Here is a 16,743-nt window from a genome sequence, read left to right as displayed (position 1 = left end):
ACGCGTGCCGAACAGGCACGGACTCGCGCCTGACAGTGCTACGCGTCGGCGCGTGCGCGCTCGCGAAGCTCGAGCACACGGTTGTCCCTGGCGATGATCTGCGGCTCCTTCTCACGGAACAGCGAATACAGCGGCGCCGCCACGAACAGCGTCGAGTACGTGGCCACGAGGATGCCGACGAAGATGGACAGCGAGATGTCTGTGAGGGTCTCCGCCCCGAGCCAGAACGAGCCGATGAACAGGATCGCTCCGACGGGAAGCGCCGCGACGATCGAGGTGTTGATCGACCGGATCAGCGTCTGGTTGACCGCAAGGTTGACGGCTTCGCCGAAGGTACGCGAGGAGTTCTCACCGTCCTCCGTCGTGTTCTCCCTGATCTTGTCGAACACCACCGTCGTGTCATACAACGAGTAGGCCAGAATCGTGAGGAAGCCGATCACCGCCGCCGGCGAGATCTCGAAACCGGCCAGGGCGTAGACGCCGACGGTGATGACGAGAACATCGAGCAGACCGAGGATCGCCGCGGCAGACATCTTCCAGGTGCGGAAGTAGATCGCGAGGATCAGGAATGTCAGTGCGAGGAAGATCGCGAGGCCCCAGAGCGATTGCCTGGTGACGCTCTCGCCCCAGACCGGACCGATGAACGACGACGTGACCTCCTCGGCGGGAACGTCGTATGCCTCTGCCAGAGCGCCGGCGACGCTCTGCGTCTCCTCCGGGCTCATCTGCGAGGTCTGCACTCGCACATCCGTGCCGTTCACGATGGCGACCTTGGCGGCGGCTTCGGGAACGATGGACTGGACGGCTTCCGAGGCGATCGACTGGTCGGTGCTGCCCGGTGCGAGCACCGTGAACTGCGAACCGCCGGTGAACTCGATCGAGAACTGCACAGGGCGCAGCAGCGGAACGAGAGCGGATGCGACGACGAGAGCGATCGCGATGATGAACCACAGGCGGCGCCTGCCGACGAACGGGAACGAGGTCTTCCCGCTGTAGAGGTTGTTGCCGAATTCATTCATGGAGGCCATCAGCGCTCTCCCTCGCTTCCGGCATCGGTGGTTCTGTCGCCGGCGAGCGCCTCGGCGCGTTTGCGTTCGGCGATGGTTTGTCGGCGTTCTGCTTCGGCGCGCGAACGACTGTTCTTGGCGGCACGCCCGACGGTCGCTGGCGCCACCTGACGGTACTGCGTGCGTGTGCGGTAGACCGCGCCGAGCGCGTCGGGATCGAGGCCGGACAGCTTGTGGCCACCCCCGAAGAACCGTGTTCGCGCCAGCAGTTGCATCACGGGATGCGTGAAGATCACGAAGATGAAGACGTCGATCAGGGTCGTGAGACCGAGCGTGAACGCGAAGCCCTTCACCGTGGAGTCGGCCAGGACGTAGAGCACGACGGCGGCGAGGATGTTGATCGATTTCGAGATGTAGATCGTGCGCTTCGCGCGACCCCATCCGTCTTCCACCGCGCCGGTGATCGACTTCCCGTCACGCAGCTCGTCTCGGATGCGCTCGAAGTACACGATGAACGAGTCGGCGGTGAATCCGATCGACACGATCAGACCCGCGACGCCGGCGAGCGACAGGCGGAAGCCGAGACGCCACGCCAGGATGCACACGATGATGTAGGTCAGCACACCCATCACCGCGATGGATGCGATGATCACCGAGCCGAGTGCACGGTAGCTGAGCAGCGAGTAGACCGCGACGAGTGCGAGGCCGATGAGGCCCGCGATCAGACCGATCTGCAGCTGCTGCGTGCCGAGCGTCGCGGAGACGGTGTCGGAGCTCTCGGTCGTGAAGCTGAGCGGCAGAGCACCGTACCTGAGCTGGTCGGCGAGAGTCTCCGCCGTCTCCTGAGTGAAGGAGCCGGAGATGCTGGGCTTGCCGTTCAGGATCTGGGCGTTCATCTGCGGAGCAGAGATCACCTTGCCGTCGAGCACGAACGCGAACTGGTCGCGCGGGCTCAGGCCGTCGAGCTTGTTCTGGTACAGCCGCTGGCTGATCTTTCCGAAGACATCGGTGCCGTTGGCGTCGAGTGTCAACTGCACGGTCCATGCGCCGGAGTCGGGCGCGCGTCCGCTGGTCGCATCGTCGATGGCGTCTCCGGAGAGTTCCATCGGACCGAGGATGTACTTCACGGCGCCGGTGTCGTCGCACGTGATCAGCGGCTCGTCCTCGGGGGCGTCCGCCGCGGTGTTGTCGGGGTCGGCGCAGTCGAACGCCAGGAACTCGGCCTGCAGCTTCTCCGTGACCCACGACATGTCGCTGCCGTCGGTCGGCTCGGCGGTCGGAACGTCATTGGCACTGGGATCCGGTGTCGGATACGGCGTGGCGTTGCCGTCTTCGCCGACGAACTCGGTGGCGGGGTCTCCCACGTAGATCACGGAACGGAACTCGAGCTGAGCGCTCGCCTGGATCCGCGCGCGCGTCTCCTCATCGGCCGTGCCCGGGATCTGGACGACGATGTTGCGGCCGCCCTCGGTGGTGATGTCGGCCTCGGCCACGCCGGCGGCGTCGACACGCTGCCGGATGATCGCCGCAGCCTGATCAAGCTGTTCCTGCGTCGGGTCGGAGCCGTCTTCCGTGACGGCGCCGAGCACGATCTGGGTGCCGCCCTGGAGGTCGAGTGCGAGTTCGGGTGCCCAAGAGCTCTTCCCGAGCATGACGCCGACCGTGTTCACGCCGAAGAGCGCGGCCGTCACGATCAGAAGGCTGAGAAGGACCTTCCAGGCGTGACGGACTGGAGAAGAAGATGCCACGTACGTTCAGCTTTCTACGATGCCGGGCGGGCGAGGCGAAGGTCTACTTGCCGTCGGAGTCGCGATCCAGGCGGGCCCGAGTCTCCTCCGGGGTCTCGAGCGAGGACTCGGCCGGAGGGTCGAGGGGCGTCTGCGGCTCGTCGACGATCTCGTCGGACACGTCGGCATCGGCATCCAGGTCGTCGTCGGCGACGACGGCTTCCTTCGGCTCGACGATGCGGAGGATCGCCTGGCTGTGCACCTCGATGATGGTGCCGGGAGCGATCTCCACGAGCGCCGGCGAGTCGAGGTCGTCGGCGTCATAGGCGACGATCGTGCCGTAGAGCCCGCCCTGCATGAGCACCTTGACACCGGGGACGGTCTTGGTGGCCTTCTCCTCCTGCTCGGCCTTCATCTGCTTCTGACGCTTGCGCGTGTTGAGGAACATGAAGACGAGGAGAACTGCGAGGAGTCCGAAGAGGACGATTTCCATCAGGCGAAGCCTTTCAAAGAGCGCACGCCATCGAAGGACGCGCAGAGGGTCGGGGGAAGCCTCCAGCGATTATAGGTCATTGAACAATGCCGCAGTCTCCGGATGCTGGAGTCCGAGGTGTTCGTATGCCTCCGGCGTCGCCACACGGCCTCGCGGAGTGCGGCCGAGGAACCCGATCCGTACGAGGAAGGGTTCGACGACGCTCTCCACCGTCTCTGCTTCCTCACCGACCGCGACGGCAAGGGTGCTGAGGCCGACCGGACCACCGCGGAACCTGCGCACGAGCATGTCGAGCACGGCACGATCGAGCCGGTCCAGGCCGATCGGATCGACGTCGTACAGCTCGAGCGCGGCCCGCACCTCGGCGATCGAGGCCGAGCCGTGCTCTCCGTGCACGAGGGCGTAGTCGCGCACACGGCGCAGCAGACGGTTGGCGATGCGCGGCGTTCCCCGTGAGCGGCGTGCGATCTCCGCACGTGCATCGCCTGGCATCGACACCCCGAGCACGCCGGACGATCGCAGGATGACCTTCTCGAGGTCGCTGTCGTCGTAGAACTCGAGGTGCCCCGTGAAGCCGAACCTGTCACGCAGCGGATTGGGGAGCAGTCCGGAGCGCGTCGTGGCGCCGACGAGCGTGAAGGGTGCCAGATCGAGCGGGATGCTGGTGGCACCGGCGCCCTTTCCGACCATGATGTCGATGCGGAAGTCCTCCATCGCGAGGTAGAGCATCTCCTCCGCGGAGCGTGCCATGCGGTGGATCTCGTCGATGAACAGCACTTCGCCAGGCACCAGGCTCGAGAGCAGCGCGGCGAGGTCGCCCGCGTGCTGGATGGCGGGGCCACTGGAGAGGCGGAGAGGGCGCTCGCTCTCGTGCGCGACGATCATCGCCAGTGTCGTCTTGCCTAGTCCTGGAGGGCCGGCCAGGAGGATGTGGTCGGGCGAGCGGTTCTGGATCCGCGCGGCGTCGAGCAGCAGCTGCAACTGACCGCGCACCTTCGGCTGTCCGACGAACTCGCCGAGACTGCCGGGGCGCAGTGCGCCTTCGATGGCGAGCTCTGCCTCGTCGATGGGTTCGGCGCTCCTGCCCTCCGACGCCCCTTCGTCAACCACGTGGTGCTCCTGCCTTGGCCGGGCCGAGTGCGGCGAGGGCCTGACGCAGCAGCGCTGACACGGACCGGCGGTCGGCATCGCTCGCCGCCTCCGCAGTCTCCGTCGCGGCTTCGTTCGCGACCTTCTCCGACCAACCGAGCCCGACCAGAGCCGCGGTCAGTTGTGCGACGACATCCGTACCTGTACCGGGGCGAGCATCGGCCGCGCGCGGCGATGGCGCCTTGAGCTTGCCCGCGAGTTGCACGACGATGAGCTTCGCGGTCTTCGGACCGATCCCCGAGACCCGCCGGAACGGCGCGTCGTCATCATCGGCGACGGCAGTCGCGATCTGATCGACCGTGAGGTGTCCGAGCACGCCCAGCGCCGACTTCGGCCCGACCCCTGTGACGCTCAGAAGGTGTCCGAACACCTCCAGCTCGAGCGGCTCCGCGAATCCGAAGAGAGTGAGCGCGTCTTCGCGCACGATCAGACTGGTGTGCAGGCGCAACTGCTCGCCGACTCGGCTCGTGTGCGCCACGTCGCCGGGGACGAAGACGAAGAACCCCACGCCACCGACCTCGATCACGACGTGGTCGGCGCCTGTGGAGAGCACGGTCCCGTGCAGCGAGGAGATCATCCTCCCAGCCTACGAGCCTGATCGTATGTATGTTCGAGCGACACGCTCAGCATCCGCCCACGCGCGCTGCGCCGGCGTCAGCGATTCGGATGCGCCTGCCGTCGCACCGTCTCTGCGCCAGGCGTGGCAGAGGGCGATCGCGAGAGCATCGGCGGCATCGGCGGGCTGCGGGGGCGCGTCGAGACGCAGGATGCGGGCGATCATCGCCTGCACCTGCTTCTTGTCCGCCGAGCCGTAGCCGGTCACGGCGGCCTTCACCTCGCTCGGTGTGTGGGTCGCGGCGGGCAGGCCCGCCTCTGCGGCGAGCAGCAGTGCGACTCCGCTCGCCTGTGCCGTCGCCATCACGGTGTGGCTGTTGTGCTGTGCGAAGACGCGCTCCACGGCGACGGCATCCGGTCGATGCTGCTCGAGAACGGCCCTGATTCCGGTTGCTATCGCGGCGAGGCGATCGCCGATCGGCATCTCCGGAGGCGTGCGGATGACGCCGACGTGCACGAGGGTGCCCCGGCGCGAGCGATCGACGTCGACGATGCCGACGCCGCACCGGGTGAGACCGGGGTCGATGCCGAGTACCCGCAGAGAAGAAGCCGCCACTCCCCCAGGCTAAGCGTCAGGGGAGCAACGGGGGCGAGGGCGCGCCTCAGTCTTCGCTGTTCTCGAGTTCTGCCTGCACCTCTGCACTCAGATCGAAGTTGGTGTAGACGTTCTGCACGTCCTCGCTGTCTTCGAGTGCATCGATGAGGCGGAAGATCTTGCGTGCGGTGTCGGCGTCGATCTCGACCTTGAGGTTCGGCACGAACTCCACGTCGGCGGACTCGTAGTCGATGCCGGCGTCCTGCAGCGCGGTGCGTACTGTCACGAGGTCGGATGCGTCGGTGATTACCTCGAAGCCCTCGGCGTGGGGTTCGATCTCCTCGGCACCGGCCTCCAGCGCCGCCATCATGACGTCGTCTTCGGTCGTGCCCTCGGAGCCGACGACGATGACGCCCTTACGGGTGAAGTTGTACGCGACGCTGCCAGGGTCCGCCAGCGTTCCGCCGTTGCGGCTGAGCGTGGTGCGCACCTCGGCTGCCGCGCGGTTCTTGTTGTCCGTGAGGCACTCGATCATGAGTGCGACGCCGTTGGCGCCGTATCCCTCGTACATGATCGAGGTGTACTCGACGCTCTCGCCGCCGATGCCGGCGCCGCGCTTGACGGCACGGTCGATGTTGTCCTTCGGGACAGACATCTTCTTCGCCTTGAACACGGCGTCGAACAGGGTCGGGTTGCCCGACATGTCGGCGCCGCCGAGCTTCGCCGCGACCTCGATGTTCTTGATGAGCTTGGCCCACGACTTCGCGCGCCTGGAGTCGATGACCGCCTTCTTGTGCTTGGTCGTCGCCCACTTGGAATGCCCGGACATATGTCTCCGCTCGTCGTATCCGCCCTGCTGACATCGCAGCGCGTCGTCCATTCTAACGAACCCCGCCCGCGGCACCTCGCTCTGCCGCTGTGCCGGCTCGCGAAGCCAGGCCTCAGGACCCTCTTGTCCATCTGTCGGGCCGGTGCAAGACTTGCGCGCATGGACGATCGGGAGCGTGCTCTCGACGCTGCCCACCGCCGTGCGACCGAATTCCTGCAGACACTGGATGACCGACCGGTGTGGCCGCGCGCGAGCCTGGACGAGATGCTGGGGGCGTTCGGCGGCCCGCTGCCCGCGCACGGCATGGATCCCGCGGCAGTCGTGGACGAGATCGCGCAGCGGGCCGACCCCGGTCTCGTCGCGATCCCCGGCGGGCGATTCTTCGGATTCGTGATCGGGGGCACGCACCCGGCGGCCCTCGCGGCGGACTGGCTCGTCTCCGCATGGGATCAGAACTCGGGGTCCTCCACTCTGACGCCGGCGACCGTGGCGATGGAGCGCGTCGCCGGAAAATGGATGCTGGAGCTGTTCGGCCTGCCGGCATCGGCGAGCGTCGGTTTCGTCACGGGTGGTCAACTCGCGAACTTCACGTGCCTCGCCGCGGCCCGCAGCGCCGTCCTGGCGCGCCACGGATGGGACATCGCCGAACTCGGACTGCGCTCCGCGCCGCGCGTGCGCTTCGTCATCGGTGCCGATCGTCACGGCTCCATCGACCGTGCAGCGCGCTTCCTCGGAATCGGCCGCTCGGAGTTCACGATCATCGCCTCTGACGATCAGGGCCGGATGCGAGCGGATGCGCTGGAGCGCACTCTCGAGGGTGAGGACGGGCCGCTGATCGTCTGCCTGCAGGCCGGAGAGGTGCACACCGGCGCGTTCGACGACTTCGGCGCGCTGATTCCCATCGCGCAGCGCCACCGGGCGTGGGTGCACGTCGATGGCGCGTTCGGACTGTGGGCCGCGGCATCCGCATCGCTGCGCCCGTTGACGGCCGGCATGCACCTCGCGGATTCATGGGCGACGGATGCGCATAAGACGCTCAACGTTCCGTACGACTGCGGCATGGCGATCGTGCGAAACCCGGCGGACTCGATCGCCGCGTTCCGTACGGGTGGGGACTACCTCATCTACTCGGGGCTGGATCCATGGGATGTCACTCCGGAACTGTCCCGCCGCGCACGCGGTGTGCCGGCGTGGGCGGCGATGCGCAGCATGGGTCAGGACGGCATCGCCCGGCTGATCGACGGCCTGCATGCCAACGCGGTGGCGATGGCGGCCGGGCTCGCCGCGATCGATGCCATGGAGGTGCTCAACGACGTCGACTACACGCAGGTCATGTTCCGGCTCGAGACGGATGACGCCACTCGGGCTCTCGGTGCGGCGATCCTCGCGGATGGCACCGCAGCCGTCACCGGCGCAGAGTGGCGTGGACGCGCGACTCTGCGCTGCTCGATGTCGTCATGGGCGACGACAACATCCGACATCGACCGCACAGTGAGCGCGATCCGCAGACTCGTGAACGCGTAGCCTCCGAGTTGCACCTGTCGGTCCGGAATACACTTGTCAGCCGAAATTCCCCGGTTTCAGCCGACACCCGTGATCTGAGCCGACAAGTGTGCGGGTCAGCGGGCATTCACACTCGACAGGAACCGCTGGTGGAAGCGCGTCTCCTCCGTGATCTCGGGGTGGAAGCTGATCCCCAGCAGCGCGCCCTGCTCGACCGCGACGACCCGACCGTCGTCGAGGCTGGCCAGCGCCGTCGCGTTCGGCCCGACGTGCTCGATCACCGGTCCGCGGATGAACGCCGCGTGGACGGGACCGTCGTCGAACCCCGAGACGTCGAGATCGGCCTCGAAGGATTCGACCTGCCTGCCGAAGGCGTTGCGCCGCACGACGACGTCCAGGCCGCCGAACGACTCCTGACCGTCGATAGCATCCACCAGGCTGTCGGCGAGCATGATGAGTCCTGCGCACGTACCGAGCACCGGCATCCCGTCGCGGATCGCGTCGCGAATCGGATGCTGCAGACCGAACAGCCGCGACAGCTTGTCGATAACGCTCGATTCTCCGCCCGGGATCACGAGTCCTGAGACCTGCGCGAGCTCCTCGGGGCGGCGCACGCGGATGACGGCCGCCCCGAGGTCGTGCAGAATCCGCTCGTGTTCGCGGACATCGCCCTGAAGGGCGAGGACGCCGACGGTGGGGTTACCAGCCACGCTCGGCGAGGCGGTGCGGTGCGGGCAGGTCGGAGACGTTGATGCCGACCATGGCCTCGCCCAGTCCGCGTGAGACCTCGGCGACGACCTTGGCGTCGTCGTAGAACGTCGTGGCCTTCACGATCGCGGCGGCGCGCTCCACAGGGTTGCCGGATTTGAAGATGCCGGAGCCGACGAACACGCCGTCCGCACCGAGTTGCATCATCATCGCGGCATCCGCCGGTGTGGCGACGCCACCCGCGACGAACAGCACGACAGGCAGCTTTCCGGTCTCCGCGATCTCGGCGACGAGCTCGTACGGTGCCTGAAGCTCCTTCGCCGCGACGAACAGCTCGTCCTTGGGCAGTGCGGTGAGCGCAGCGATCTCGCCGCGGATCTTGCGGATGTGCTTCATGGCCTCGGAGATGTCTCCGGTGCCCGCCTCGCCCTTGGATCGGATCATGGCCGCGCCCTCGTTGATGCGCCGCAGTGCCTCACCCAGGTTGGTCGCGCCGCAGACGAAGGGAACCTTGAAGCCGAACTTGTCGATGTGGTTCACATAGTCGGCGGGCGAGAGCACCTCGGACTCGTCGATGTAGTCGACGCCCAGTTCCTGCAGCACCTGCGCCTCGACGAAGTGCCCGATGCGCGCCTTCGCCATGACCGGAATCGAGACGGTCTCGATGATGCTGTCGATCATGTCCGGGTCGCTCATGCGCGAGACGCCGCCCTGTGCACGGATGTCGGCCGGAACACGCTCGAGTGCCATGACCGCGACGGCGCCGGCGTCTTCGGCGATCTTGGCCTGCTCTGCGGTGACGACGTCCATGATGACGCCGCCCTTGAGCATCTCCGCAAGACCGCGCTTGACGCGCGATGACCCCGTCGTGGGGTTCTGGCCGGTGGCGGGATTCTGGTCTGCAGCCATGAGCTGTTCCTTCCGGGTATCCAAACGTGCACTTTGATCTATGCCAAAAGATACCACTGCCGCTGCGCCCCGTAGACTCACATGTCGAGGGGTGAGATGAACGACCAGATCACGGGTACCACAGCATCCGACATCGCGACGAGCGTGCGCGAACTGCGCGACCGCGGTGTGCTGCGTCCCGGCTCCCCGCTCCCCCCGGTGCGCGAGCTCGCAGCGCGCCTCGGAGTGAACCGCAACACCACCGTCGCGGCATACCGGCAACTGGCGCAGGCAGGACTCGTCGTCAGTCGTGGACGCGCGGGCACCATGCTGGTCGAGCACGATGCGGTCGCGCAAGAGGGCTACGCCGCCGACACCGTGCTGCGCGACGTCGGCACCGGCAACCCCGACCCTCGGCTGATTCCCGATCCCACCCCCGTGCTGGCGACGGTCACCGGGCGACCAGTGCTCTACGGCGAACCCGTGATCGACACCGACCTGGAGGCGTGGGCGCGGCAGTGGATCTCCCCGGATCTCCCCGCGGACGACTTCCGCATCACCATCACCAGCGGAGCGGTGGATGCCGTCGAGCGGCTGCTCGCGCAGGCATTGATGCGCGACGACGCCGTTGCCCTCGAGGATCCGTGCTTCCTCGCCAGCATCCACACCGTGCGGCTCGGCGGGTATCGGGCCGTTCCGGTCCCTGTGGATGACGAGGGGATGACGGTCGACGGACTGCGTGCGGCGCTCGAGGCCGGGGTCAGGGCGATCATCTGCACCCCTCGGGCGCAGAACCCGACGGGGGTGAGTCTCTCCCCCGCACGTGCTGCCGCGCTGAGGGCGCTGTTGGCGGAGCATCCCTATGTCCTGATCATCGAGGACGACCACTTCTCGATGCTCTCGGCACGCGGGTACGAGAGTCTGATCGGCCCGGATCACAGGCGCTTCGCGCTGTTGCGGTCGGTGTCGAAGTTCCTCGGCCCTGACATGTGCCTCGCGGTCGCGGCGACAGATCCCGAGACCGCCGAGCGACTCGCCATGCGCCTGAGCCCCGGCACCACCTGGGTGAGCCACCTGCTGCAGCGCCTGACGCTGGGGCTGCTCGACGACAAGGATGTGCGCGGGGCGATCCGTGCCGCAGGCGCGCACTACGCCGAACACAACGCGGCGTTCGCAGAGCAGTTGCGCGCACACGGGATCCAGACACGCTACGTGGACGGCATGAATCTGTGGGTCGAGCTGCCGATCCCCGCGCAGACGGTGTCGGAGCGACTGATGCGTCGTGGCTGGTTGGTACGAACCGGCGACGGATTCTCGCTCACGAACGCGGATACGCCGTCACGTCATCTGCGGCTCACGGTGCACGATCTCACAGATGACGAGGCCGAGCAGCTGGTGGCCGATATCGCGGGTGCAGTGCGCTGAGGCGCTGAGGTGCGCGGGGCGGCCCTCAGCAGTGAGAAGATCGAAGGATGAAGATCCTCTCGATCCAGTCAGCTGTCGCCTACGGCCACGTCGGCAATTCCGCCGCGGTGTTCCCCCTTCAGCGCATCGGTGTCGACGTGCTTCCCGTGTACACGGTGAACTTCTCGAACCACACCGGTTACGGCGCGTGGCGCGGACCCCTGATCGACCCGAGCGATGTCGCCGACGTCATCACCGGTATAGAGGAGCGTGGCGCGTTCCCCCAGGTCGACGCGATCCTGTCGGGCTATCAGGGCGGCGAAGGCATCGGAGACGTCATCATCGATGCCGTCTCCCGCGTGAAGGCCGCCAATCCGAAGGCGCTATATGCGTGCGATCCCGTGATGGGCAATGCGAAATCAGGATGCTTCGTCGCGCCGGCGATCCCCGAGCTCCTGCGCGAGCGCGTCGTACCGGTCGCCGACATCATCACGCCGAATCAGTTCGAGCTGGGCTTCCTCACAGGCACTGAGCCCGACACGCTGGAGTCGACTCTCGCCTCGGTCGACGCCGCTCGCGCGATGGGCCCGTCGACCGTGCTCGTCACGAGTGTCGAGCGCCCCGACCGTGAGGAGGGCACGATCGAGATGCTCGCCGTCGACGATGCCGGGGCCTGGATCGTGCAGACGCCGTTCCTGCCGATGAAGGCGAACGGGTCCGGTGACGTGACGGCCGCGCTGTTCACGGCGCACTACGTTTCCACGGGCAGCGCGAAGATCGCTCTCGAGCGCACCGCGTCGAGCGTGTTCGATCTGCTGCAGCTGACGCTGGACTCGGGCGAGCGCGAATTGCAGCTCATCGAGGCGCAGGAGTCATACGCGCACCCGAAGCTGCAGTTCGCCGCCCGTCAGGTCCGCTGACCGCAAATCCCGCGGGTCGTTGAGCGAGCACGGCACCTACCCCGCGGGTCGTTGAGCGAGCGTCAGCGAGACGAAACGGGCTGAGCGAGCGAAGCGAGTCGAAGCCTCAGCCCAGGCCTCACTCCTGCGGCCAGGCGTGAGCCACGGCCTCGCGCACCTGTCCGAGCAGCTGCGGCAGCGCCTTGGTCTTGGCGATGATCGGGAAGAAGTTCGAGTCCGATTTCCACCGCGGCACGATGTGCTGGTGCAGGTGCCCGTCGACGCCGGCGCCGGCGACCGCGCCCTGGTTCATGCCCAGGTTGAAGCCGTCGCAGTTCGACACCTCACGAAGCACGCGCATGCCGGTCTGCGTCAGAGCACCGATCTCAGCGACCTCCTCCGCCGTGGCCTGATCGTACGTCGCGATGTGACGGTACGGGCACACGAGCAGGTGGCCAGAGTTGTACGGGAACAGGTTCAGCAGGACGTAGGCGGTCTCGCCGCGCGCGACGATCAGTCGCTCGGCATCCGGATGCTTCGGCGCTTCGCAGAACGGGCACTCGTCGCGCAATGGCTGCGGTCCCGCCTGGATGTAGGCCATCCGGTGCGGGGTCCACAGGCGCTGGAACTCATCGGGGATGCCGGCCAGGTGCCCGGCGTCCTCCGCGCCCACGCCGGGCGCCTCGGTCCCCGACGTGGCGTCAGCGATCGAAGGGTCCGGCGCCGAGGTCACGCCAGGTCCTCCACGGTGTGCACGAGCGCGTGGGTGTCGATCGCGATACGGATGCGTGCGACAGCATCCGCGATCGGCACGCCGTTCTCCTGAGTACCATCACGGAACCGGAAGGAAACCGTACCGGCATCCCGGTCCTTCTCCCCCGCGATGAGGATCAGAGGAACCTTGCCCGTGGTGTGGGTGCGGATCTTCTTCTGCATCCGGTCGTCAGATGTGTCGAGTTCGGCGCGCACACCGCCGTCACGCAGCGTCGTGATGACCTCGCCGAGGTAGTCGGCGAAGTCGTCCGCGACGGGGATGCCGACGACCTGCACAGGCGAGAGCCACACCGGGAAGTCACCGGCGTAGTGCTCGAGCAGGATCGCGAAGAACCGCTCGATCGAGCCGAACAGCGCGCGGTGGATCATGATCGGGCGCTTCTTCTGCCCGTCCCTGTCCATGAACTCGAGGTCGAAGCGCTCTGGCAGGTTCGGGTCGACCTGCACGGTGGACAGCTGCCAGGTGCGGCCGATCGCATCCCGCGTCTTCAGGTCGATCTTGGGACCGTAGAAGGCGGCCTCGCCCGGCACTTCGGTGAGCTTGAGACCGGATGCCACGGCGACCCGTCGCAGCGCGTCGGTGGACGACTCCCAGAACTCGTCCGAGCCGATCCACTTGGACTTCTCGTCGTCCTTCATCGACAGCTCGAGTTCGAAGTCGGTGAGACCGAAGTCGCGGAGCATCGACAGGATGAACTCCAGGACCTTCGCGACCTCATCCTCCAGCTGGTCCGGCGTGACGAAGAGATGCGAATCGTCCTGGGTGAAGCCGCGCACGCGGGTGAGGCCGTGCAGAGCGCCGGAGAGCTCGTTACGGTACACGGTGCCGTTCTCCGCAAGGCGCAGCGGCAGATCACGGTAGCTGCGCGCACGCTCCTTGTAGATCAGGATGTGCATCGGGCAGTTCATGGGCTTCAGGTAGTAGTCCTGGCCCTGCTTGGTGATCTCGCCGTTCTCGTCGCGCTCCTCATCCATCACGATCGGAGGGAACATGCCCTCCTTGTAGGTGACGAGGTGGTTCGAGGTGAGGAAGAGGTCTTCCTTCGAGATGTGCGGCGTGTAGACGTAGGTGTAACCGCCCTCGATGTGGCGCTTGCGCGCGTGCTGCTCCATCTCGCCGCGGATCATCCCGCCACGAGGGTGCCAGACCGACAGACCGGAGCCGATCTCCTCGGGGAACGAGAAGAGGTCGAGTTCCTTGCCGAGGCGGCGGTGGTCACGCTTGGCGGCCTCTTCGAGGCGGTGCTGGTAGGCGCGCAGCTCGTCCTTGGTCGGCCATGCGGTGCCGTAGATCCGCTGCAGCTGCGGGTTCTTCTCGCTGCCGCGCCAGTAGGCGGCGGCGATGCGGGTGAGGTCCCAGCCATTGCCGATCATGCGGGTGCTGGGCAGGTGCGGACCGCGGCAGAGATCCTTCCAGACGACCTCGCCGTCCTTCGTGGTGTTGTCGTAGATCGTCAGCTCGCCGGCGCCCACCTCGACGGATGCGCCTTCGGCCGCTTCCTTGTTGCCGCCCTTGAGCCCGATGAGCTCGAGCTTGAACGGCTCGTTCGCCAGTTCGGCGCGAGCCTCGTCATCCGTGACGACGCGGCGCACGAAGCGCTGCCCCTCGCGGACGATGCGCTGCATCTCCTTCGAGATCGCCTTGATGTCCTCGGGGGTGAAGGGCGTCTCGACGCCGAAGTCGTAGTAGAACCCGTCGGTGATCGGCGGGCCGATGCCAAGGTTCGCCTGCGGGTTGATGCGCTGTACCGCCTGGGCGAGGACGTGCGCCGTCGAGTGCCGCAGGATCGCGAGCCCGTCTTCGCTGTCGATCGTGACCGGCAAGACCTCATCGGTCGTCGTCACGGTGGTCGCGAGATCCTTGAGTTCGCCGTTGACGCGCATCGCGACGACGGATCGGTCAGAGAACAAGGCGAAGCCGTCTGTCGGCTGGGCGTTTTCAGGCACTGATCACTCCATTTGGGTCGCCTCTAGGCTACTCGCCTCGCGGCATCGTCTGCGCGCGCGGAGCCGGTAGGACTCGGGCGTCCCGTTAACGAGAAGTGCTCCCGTGGAGTGGAAGTCCACGGGAGCGTCGATCACGTTCGTCTAGAAGGGACGACGCGTGAACATCTCAATTCTCTCACACGGCGGGAGGCTCGGATGCCGTCGGCGCTGTCAATCCCCTCGTCCCAGCGCACGGCCGGAAGTAGTGTCGGGACACCGATCGAGAGAAAGAGGACAGAACATGAGCGATCCGAGCAACACCCACGGAACACCCGGTGCCAACGAGGAGGCCGACACCGCTTCCGGCGGAGCCCCCGACGATGCCGAACAAGTGTTGGAGGATGAGACCACCGACGACGAAGGCAAGCCGCTAGAGAACCCGTCGGGTGGCTGAACGGCGAGACTCCCGCAGCAACGAGAAAACCCCCGGAGAACCGGGGGTTTTTAAGTGTGCGCGATACTGGGATCGAACCAGTGACCTCTTCCGTGTCAGGGAAGCGCGCTACCGCTGCGCCAATCGCGCCTGTAAAGGCTATTCAGTTGAAGCGACGAGGTGGCGACGGGATTCGAACCCGTGTAAACGGCTTTGCAGGCCGGTGCCTAGCCGCTCGGCCACGCCACCGTGTGGATTGACCCCACGTGCCGTGAGCCTCTCAGAAAGAGACTCCTGCACTCGAGCGGATGACGAGATTCGAACTCGCGACCCTCACCTTGGCAAGGTGATGCGCTACCACTGCGCTACATCCGCGTTGTGTTCCGGCTGACCGGGCACTTGTAAAACATTAGCCGATCATTTCGATCCCGCAAAACCGAAACCCGATCTCGCGCGTGTCATGCGGTTTGGTCGTGAGCGTGTCCGGCGTTCGGGTAATATCGTTTCTCGACCCCCTGGGTCATGGGCGATTGGCGCAGTTGGTAGCGCGCTTCCTTCACACGGAAGAGGTCATCGGTTCGAGTCCGGTATCGCCCACCACCCTGTCAGATCTATACTCCCCGCATGGGACTCCTGACCTTCAGCATCAACGTCACTCTGGACGGATGCGTCGATCATCAGGAGGGTATCGCCGATGACGAGACGCACGCCCACTTCACTCGGATGATGGACGGCGCCGGGGCGATGCTATGGGGCCGCGTCACCTACGAGATGATGGAGAGCGCCTGGCCGGCCGTCGCCCGCGGCGAAGAAGACGCACCGGCGGCACTGCGCGATTGGGCGGTCAAACTCGATGCCAAGCCGAAGTACGTGGTCTCGTCCACGCGAAGCGAATTCCCGTGGAACAACAGCCACCACATCGCCGGCGACCTGCGAACGGGCGTGCAGAAGCTCAAGGATGCGACCCCGGATGGCGTTCTCCTCGGCAGCGGCGCGCTCGCGACCGAGTTGGACCGGTTGGAGCTGATCGACGAGTACAGGTTCCTCGTCCACCCCGTGATCACAGGCCACGGCCCGACTCTGTATCAGCGCGGGCTGGCCGGCACGCGAAAGCTCGAGCTGATCTCAGCACAGCCACTGCACAACGGCGCGGTCGCCATGCACTACCGGCGCGCAGGCTGACAGAGCGTCGCTCCGCACGCGATCACCGAGGCGTCTCCGTACTCCTGACGGACGGGGCAGCAGGACGCGCACGCAGGTGGATGCGCTTGCCCTCCTTGCTGAAGATCGACAGCATCTCCGTCTGCTGGGTCCCGACGCCCGACAACCAGTGCGGAATGCGCGTGTCGAACTCGGCAGCCTCACCGGGGCCGAGAACGACGTCCTGCTCGCCAATCACCAGGCGCAGGCGGCCCGACAGTACGTAGAGCCATTCCTGCCCGTCATGCACTCTCGGCTCCGGCACCGCGGTGATGCCGGCCGGATTCGCCGGAAACGTGACCTTGTACGTCTGCACCGGACTCGATTCCGGTGAGAGCGATTCGTACCAGGTGTCCCCCATGCGCTTCTTGGTGCGCGCCACACGCGGGTCCGGCGCTTTGCGCGGAACGATGTCGTCAAGCTCGAGCCTCAGCGCCCTGGCGATCGGCACGACGAGTTCCAGGTTCGGAGCCCGCTTGCCCGCCTCCAGGCGCGACAGCGTGCTCGACGAGATCCCCGTCGCTTGCGAGAGATCGGCGAGGGTCATGCTGCGCTTCTCGCGCCAGCTCTTGAGCCGCGGGCCGATGAGTGCGACCGAGTCGTCGGGCATCGTCTTCCTCCTTGCTGATTCGGCATGGATAGTTGCCACAACC

The 16,743-nt window shown here is 66.4% G+C and carries 17 protein-coding genes and 4 tRNA genes; 6 read left to right on the top strand and 15 right to left on the bottom strand.

Annotation, left to right across the window (positions count from 1 at the left end):
• Positions 1 to 38: 38 nt before the first annotated feature.
• The 7 genes from secF to IEV67_RS10680 all read right to left on the bottom strand — a co-directional run bounded on the left by secF (position 39) and on the right by IEV67_RS10680 (position 6,355).
• Positions 39 to 1,028, bottom strand: coding sequence for a protein translocase subunit SecF (gene secF, locus IEV67_RS10710; RefSeq protein ID WP_188436560.1), 990 nt, complete (start codon positions 1,026 to 1,028; stop codon positions 39 to 41).
• Positions 1,028 to 2,755, bottom strand: a complete 1,728-nt coding sequence (secD, locus tag IEV67_RS10705; RefSeq protein ID WP_188436559.1) for a protein translocase subunit SecD — start codon at positions 2,753 to 2,755, stop codon at positions 1,028 to 1,030. Before secD ends, secF begins: the two co-directional genes overlap by 1 nt.
• Before the next feature lie 43 nt (positions 2,756 to 2,798).
• Positions 2,799 to 3,227 carry a preprotein translocase subunit YajC gene (locus IEV67_RS10700; protein ID WP_188436558.1) on the bottom strand — a complete coding sequence of 143 codons (429 nt, stop codon included), beginning with the start codon at positions 3,225 to 3,227 and terminating at the stop codon, positions 2,799 to 2,801.
• A 69-nt stretch (positions 3,228 to 3,296) separates the two neighbouring features.
• Positions 3,297 to 4,337 carry a Holliday junction branch migration DNA helicase RuvB gene (gene ruvB / locus IEV67_RS10695; protein ID WP_229703026.1) on the bottom strand — a complete coding sequence of 347 codons (1,041 nt, stop codon included), beginning with the start codon at positions 4,335 to 4,337 and terminating at the stop codon, positions 3,297 to 3,299.
• Entirely contained in the window at positions 4,330 to 4,953 is a 624-nt protein-coding gene (gene ruvA / locus IEV67_RS10690; protein ID WP_188436556.1) for a Holliday junction branch migration protein RuvA, read from the bottom strand. Before ruvA ends, ruvB begins: the two co-directional genes overlap by 8 nt.
• 9 nt (positions 4,954 to 4,962) lie before the next feature.
• Entirely contained in the window at positions 4,963 to 5,547 is a 585-nt protein-coding gene (gene ruvC / locus IEV67_RS10685) for a crossover junction endodeoxyribonuclease RuvC (protein ID WP_188436555.1), read from the bottom strand.
• Positions 5,548 to 5,593: 46 nt separating this feature from the next.
• Complete coding sequence (locus IEV67_RS10680; RefSeq protein ID WP_188436554.1) at positions 5,594 to 6,355, bottom strand: YebC/PmpR family DNA-binding transcriptional regulator; 762 nt, start codon at positions 6,353 to 6,355, stop codon at positions 5,594 to 5,596.
• Between the two features lie 159 nt (positions 6,356 to 6,514).
• On the opposite strand from IEV67_RS10680, the gene IEV67_RS10675 reads away from it, so the two are divergent.
• The gene (locus IEV67_RS10675) at positions 6,515 to 7,879 is read left to right on the top strand and encodes a pyridoxal phosphate-dependent decarboxylase family protein (RefSeq protein WP_188436553.1); all 1,365 of its coding nucleotides are present in this window, start codon (positions 6,515 to 6,517) and stop codon (positions 7,877 to 7,879) included.
• A 95-nt stretch (positions 7,880 to 7,974) separates the two neighbouring features.
• Here the strand turns inward: IEV67_RS10675 and pdxT are convergent, their stop codons facing one another.
• On the bottom strand, positions 7,975 to 8,568 hold the full coding sequence (gene pdxT / locus IEV67_RS10670; protein ID WP_188436552.1) for a pyridoxal 5'-phosphate synthase glutaminase subunit PdxT: 594 nt from the start codon (positions 8,566 to 8,568) through the stop codon (positions 7,975 to 7,977).
• Complete coding sequence (gene pdxS / locus IEV67_RS10665) at positions 8,558 to 9,475, bottom strand: pyridoxal 5'-phosphate synthase lyase subunit PdxS (RefSeq protein WP_188436551.1); 918 nt, start codon at positions 9,473 to 9,475, stop codon at positions 8,558 to 8,560. The genes pdxT and pdxS overlap by 11 nt, the downstream gene beginning before the upstream one ends.
• Before the next feature lie 96 nt (positions 9,476 to 9,571).
• On the opposite strand from pdxS, the gene IEV67_RS10660 reads away from it, so the two are divergent.
• Entirely contained in the window at positions 9,572 to 10,879 is a 1,308-nt protein-coding gene (locus tag IEV67_RS10660; protein WP_188436550.1) for an aminotransferase class I/II-fold pyridoxal phosphate-dependent enzyme, read from the top strand.
• A 47-nt stretch (positions 10,880 to 10,926) separates the two neighbouring features.
• Positions 10,927 to 11,778 (top strand): pyridoxal kinase PdxY, encoded by an 852-nt coding sequence (pdxY, locus tag IEV67_RS10655; protein ID WP_188436549.1) that lies wholly within the window; start codon positions 10,927 to 10,929, stop codon positions 11,776 to 11,778.
• A gap of 118 nt (positions 11,779 to 11,896) precedes the next feature.
• Here the strand turns inward: pdxY and IEV67_RS10650 are convergent, their stop codons facing one another.
• Together IEV67_RS10650 and thrS are read right to left on the bottom strand one after the other, a co-directional pair.
• Positions 11,897 to 12,466 carry an HIT family protein gene (locus tag IEV67_RS10650; RefSeq protein WP_373284475.1) on the bottom strand — a complete coding sequence of 190 codons (570 nt, stop codon included), beginning with the start codon at positions 12,464 to 12,466 and terminating at the stop codon, positions 11,897 to 11,899.
• 20 nt (positions 12,467 to 12,486) lie between these two features.
• Entirely contained in the window at positions 12,487 to 14,415 is a 1,929-nt protein-coding gene (gene thrS, locus IEV67_RS10645; RefSeq protein ID WP_229703079.1) for a threonine--tRNA ligase, read from the bottom strand.
• A gap of 343 nt (positions 14,416 to 14,758) precedes the next feature.
• Between thrS and IEV67_RS10640 the strand changes: the two genes are divergently transcribed.
• Positions 14,759 to 14,911: a hypothetical protein gene (locus tag IEV67_RS10640; RefSeq protein ID WP_188436547.1), complete on the top strand. Its 153-nt coding sequence runs from the start codon at positions 14,759 to 14,761 to the stop codon at positions 14,909 to 14,911.
• 57 nt (positions 14,912 to 14,968) lie between these two features.
• Here IEV67_RS10640 and IEV67_RS10635 read toward each other — a convergent pair.
• The 3 genes from IEV67_RS10635 to IEV67_RS10625 form a co-directional block, all read right to left on the bottom strand.
• Positions 14,969 to 15,040 (bottom strand) — tRNA-Val (locus tag IEV67_RS10635).
• 28 nt (positions 15,041 to 15,068) lie between these two features.
• Positions 15,069 to 15,139, bottom strand: a tRNA-Cys gene (locus IEV67_RS10630).
• 54 nt (positions 15,140 to 15,193) lie between these two features.
• A tRNA-Gly gene (locus IEV67_RS10625) sits at positions 15,194 to 15,265 on the bottom strand.
• Between the two features lie 149 nt (positions 15,266 to 15,414).
• On the opposite strand from IEV67_RS10625, the gene IEV67_RS10620 reads away from it, so the two are divergent.
• A tRNA-Val gene (locus IEV67_RS10620) sits at positions 15,415 to 15,490 on the top strand.
• 24 nt (positions 15,491 to 15,514) lie between these two features.
• Positions 15,515 to 16,072 carry a dihydrofolate reductase family protein gene (locus IEV67_RS10615; protein WP_188436546.1) on the top strand — a complete coding sequence of 186 codons (558 nt, stop codon included), beginning with the start codon at positions 15,515 to 15,517 and terminating at the stop codon, positions 16,070 to 16,072.
• Positions 16,073 to 16,094: 22 nt separating this feature from the next.
• Here the strand turns inward: IEV67_RS10615 and IEV67_RS10610 are convergent, their stop codons facing one another.
• Entirely contained in the window at positions 16,095 to 16,700 is a 606-nt protein-coding gene (locus IEV67_RS10610; protein ID WP_188436545.1) for a helix-turn-helix domain-containing protein, read from the bottom strand.
• Positions 16,701 to 16,743: the final 43 nt, after the last annotated feature.

Source organism: Microbacterium murale (genome assembly GCF_014635185.1).
Classification (GTDB): Bacteria; Actinomycetota; Actinomycetes; order Actinomycetales; family Microbacteriaceae; genus Microbacterium; species Microbacterium murale.
Note: the sequence above shows the minus strand (reverse complement) of the source record. Positions and strands in the feature narration are given on the sequence as shown.

What these genes read in the sequence shown, in the direction of transcription:
- thrS (WP_229703079.1), bottom strand. Translation starts at nt 14,415, where the DNA reads ATGCGCGTCAACGGCGAACTCAAGGATCTCGCGACCACCGTGACGACG.
- ruvA (WP_188436556.1), bottom strand. Translation starts at nt 4,953, where the DNA reads ATGATCTCCTCGCTGCACGGGACCGTGCTCTCCACAGGCGCCGACCAC.
- secF (WP_188436560.1), bottom strand. Translation starts at nt 1,028, where the DNA reads ATGGCCTCCATGAATGAATTCGGCAACAACCTCTACAGCGGGAAGACC.
- IEV67_RS10680 (WP_188436554.1), bottom strand. Translation starts at nt 6,355, where the DNA reads ATGTCCGGGCATTCCAAGTGGGCGACGACCAAGCACAAGAAGGCGGTC.
- pdxY (WP_188436549.1), top strand. Translation starts at nt 10,927, where the DNA reads ATGAAGATCCTCTCGATCCAGTCAGCTGTCGCCTACGGCCACGTCGGC.
- IEV67_RS10640 (WP_188436547.1), top strand. Translation starts at nt 14,759, where the DNA reads ATGAGCGATCCGAGCAACACCCACGGAACACCCGGTGCCAACGAGGAG.
- IEV67_RS10675 (WP_188436553.1), top strand. Translation starts at nt 6,515, where the DNA reads ATGGACGATCGGGAGCGTGCTCTCGACGCTGCCCACCGCCGTGCGACC.
- pdxS (WP_188436551.1), bottom strand. Translation starts at nt 9,475, where the DNA reads ATGGCTGCAGACCAGAATCCCGCCACCGGCCAGAACCCCACGACGGGG.
- IEV67_RS10615 (WP_188436546.1), top strand. Translation starts at nt 15,515, where the DNA reads ATGGGACTCCTGACCTTCAGCATCAACGTCACTCTGGACGGATGCGTC.
- IEV67_RS10610 (WP_188436545.1), bottom strand. Translation starts at nt 16,700, where the DNA reads ATGCCCGACGACTCGGTCGCACTCATCGGCCCGCGGCTCAAGAGCTGG.
- IEV67_RS10660 (WP_188436550.1), top strand. Translation starts at nt 9,572, where the DNA reads ATGAACGACCAGATCACGGGTACCACAGCATCCGACATCGCGACGAGC.
- IEV67_RS10700 (WP_188436558.1), bottom strand. Translation starts at nt 3,227, where the DNA reads ATGGAAATCGTCCTCTTCGGACTCCTCGCAGTTCTCCTCGTCTTCATG.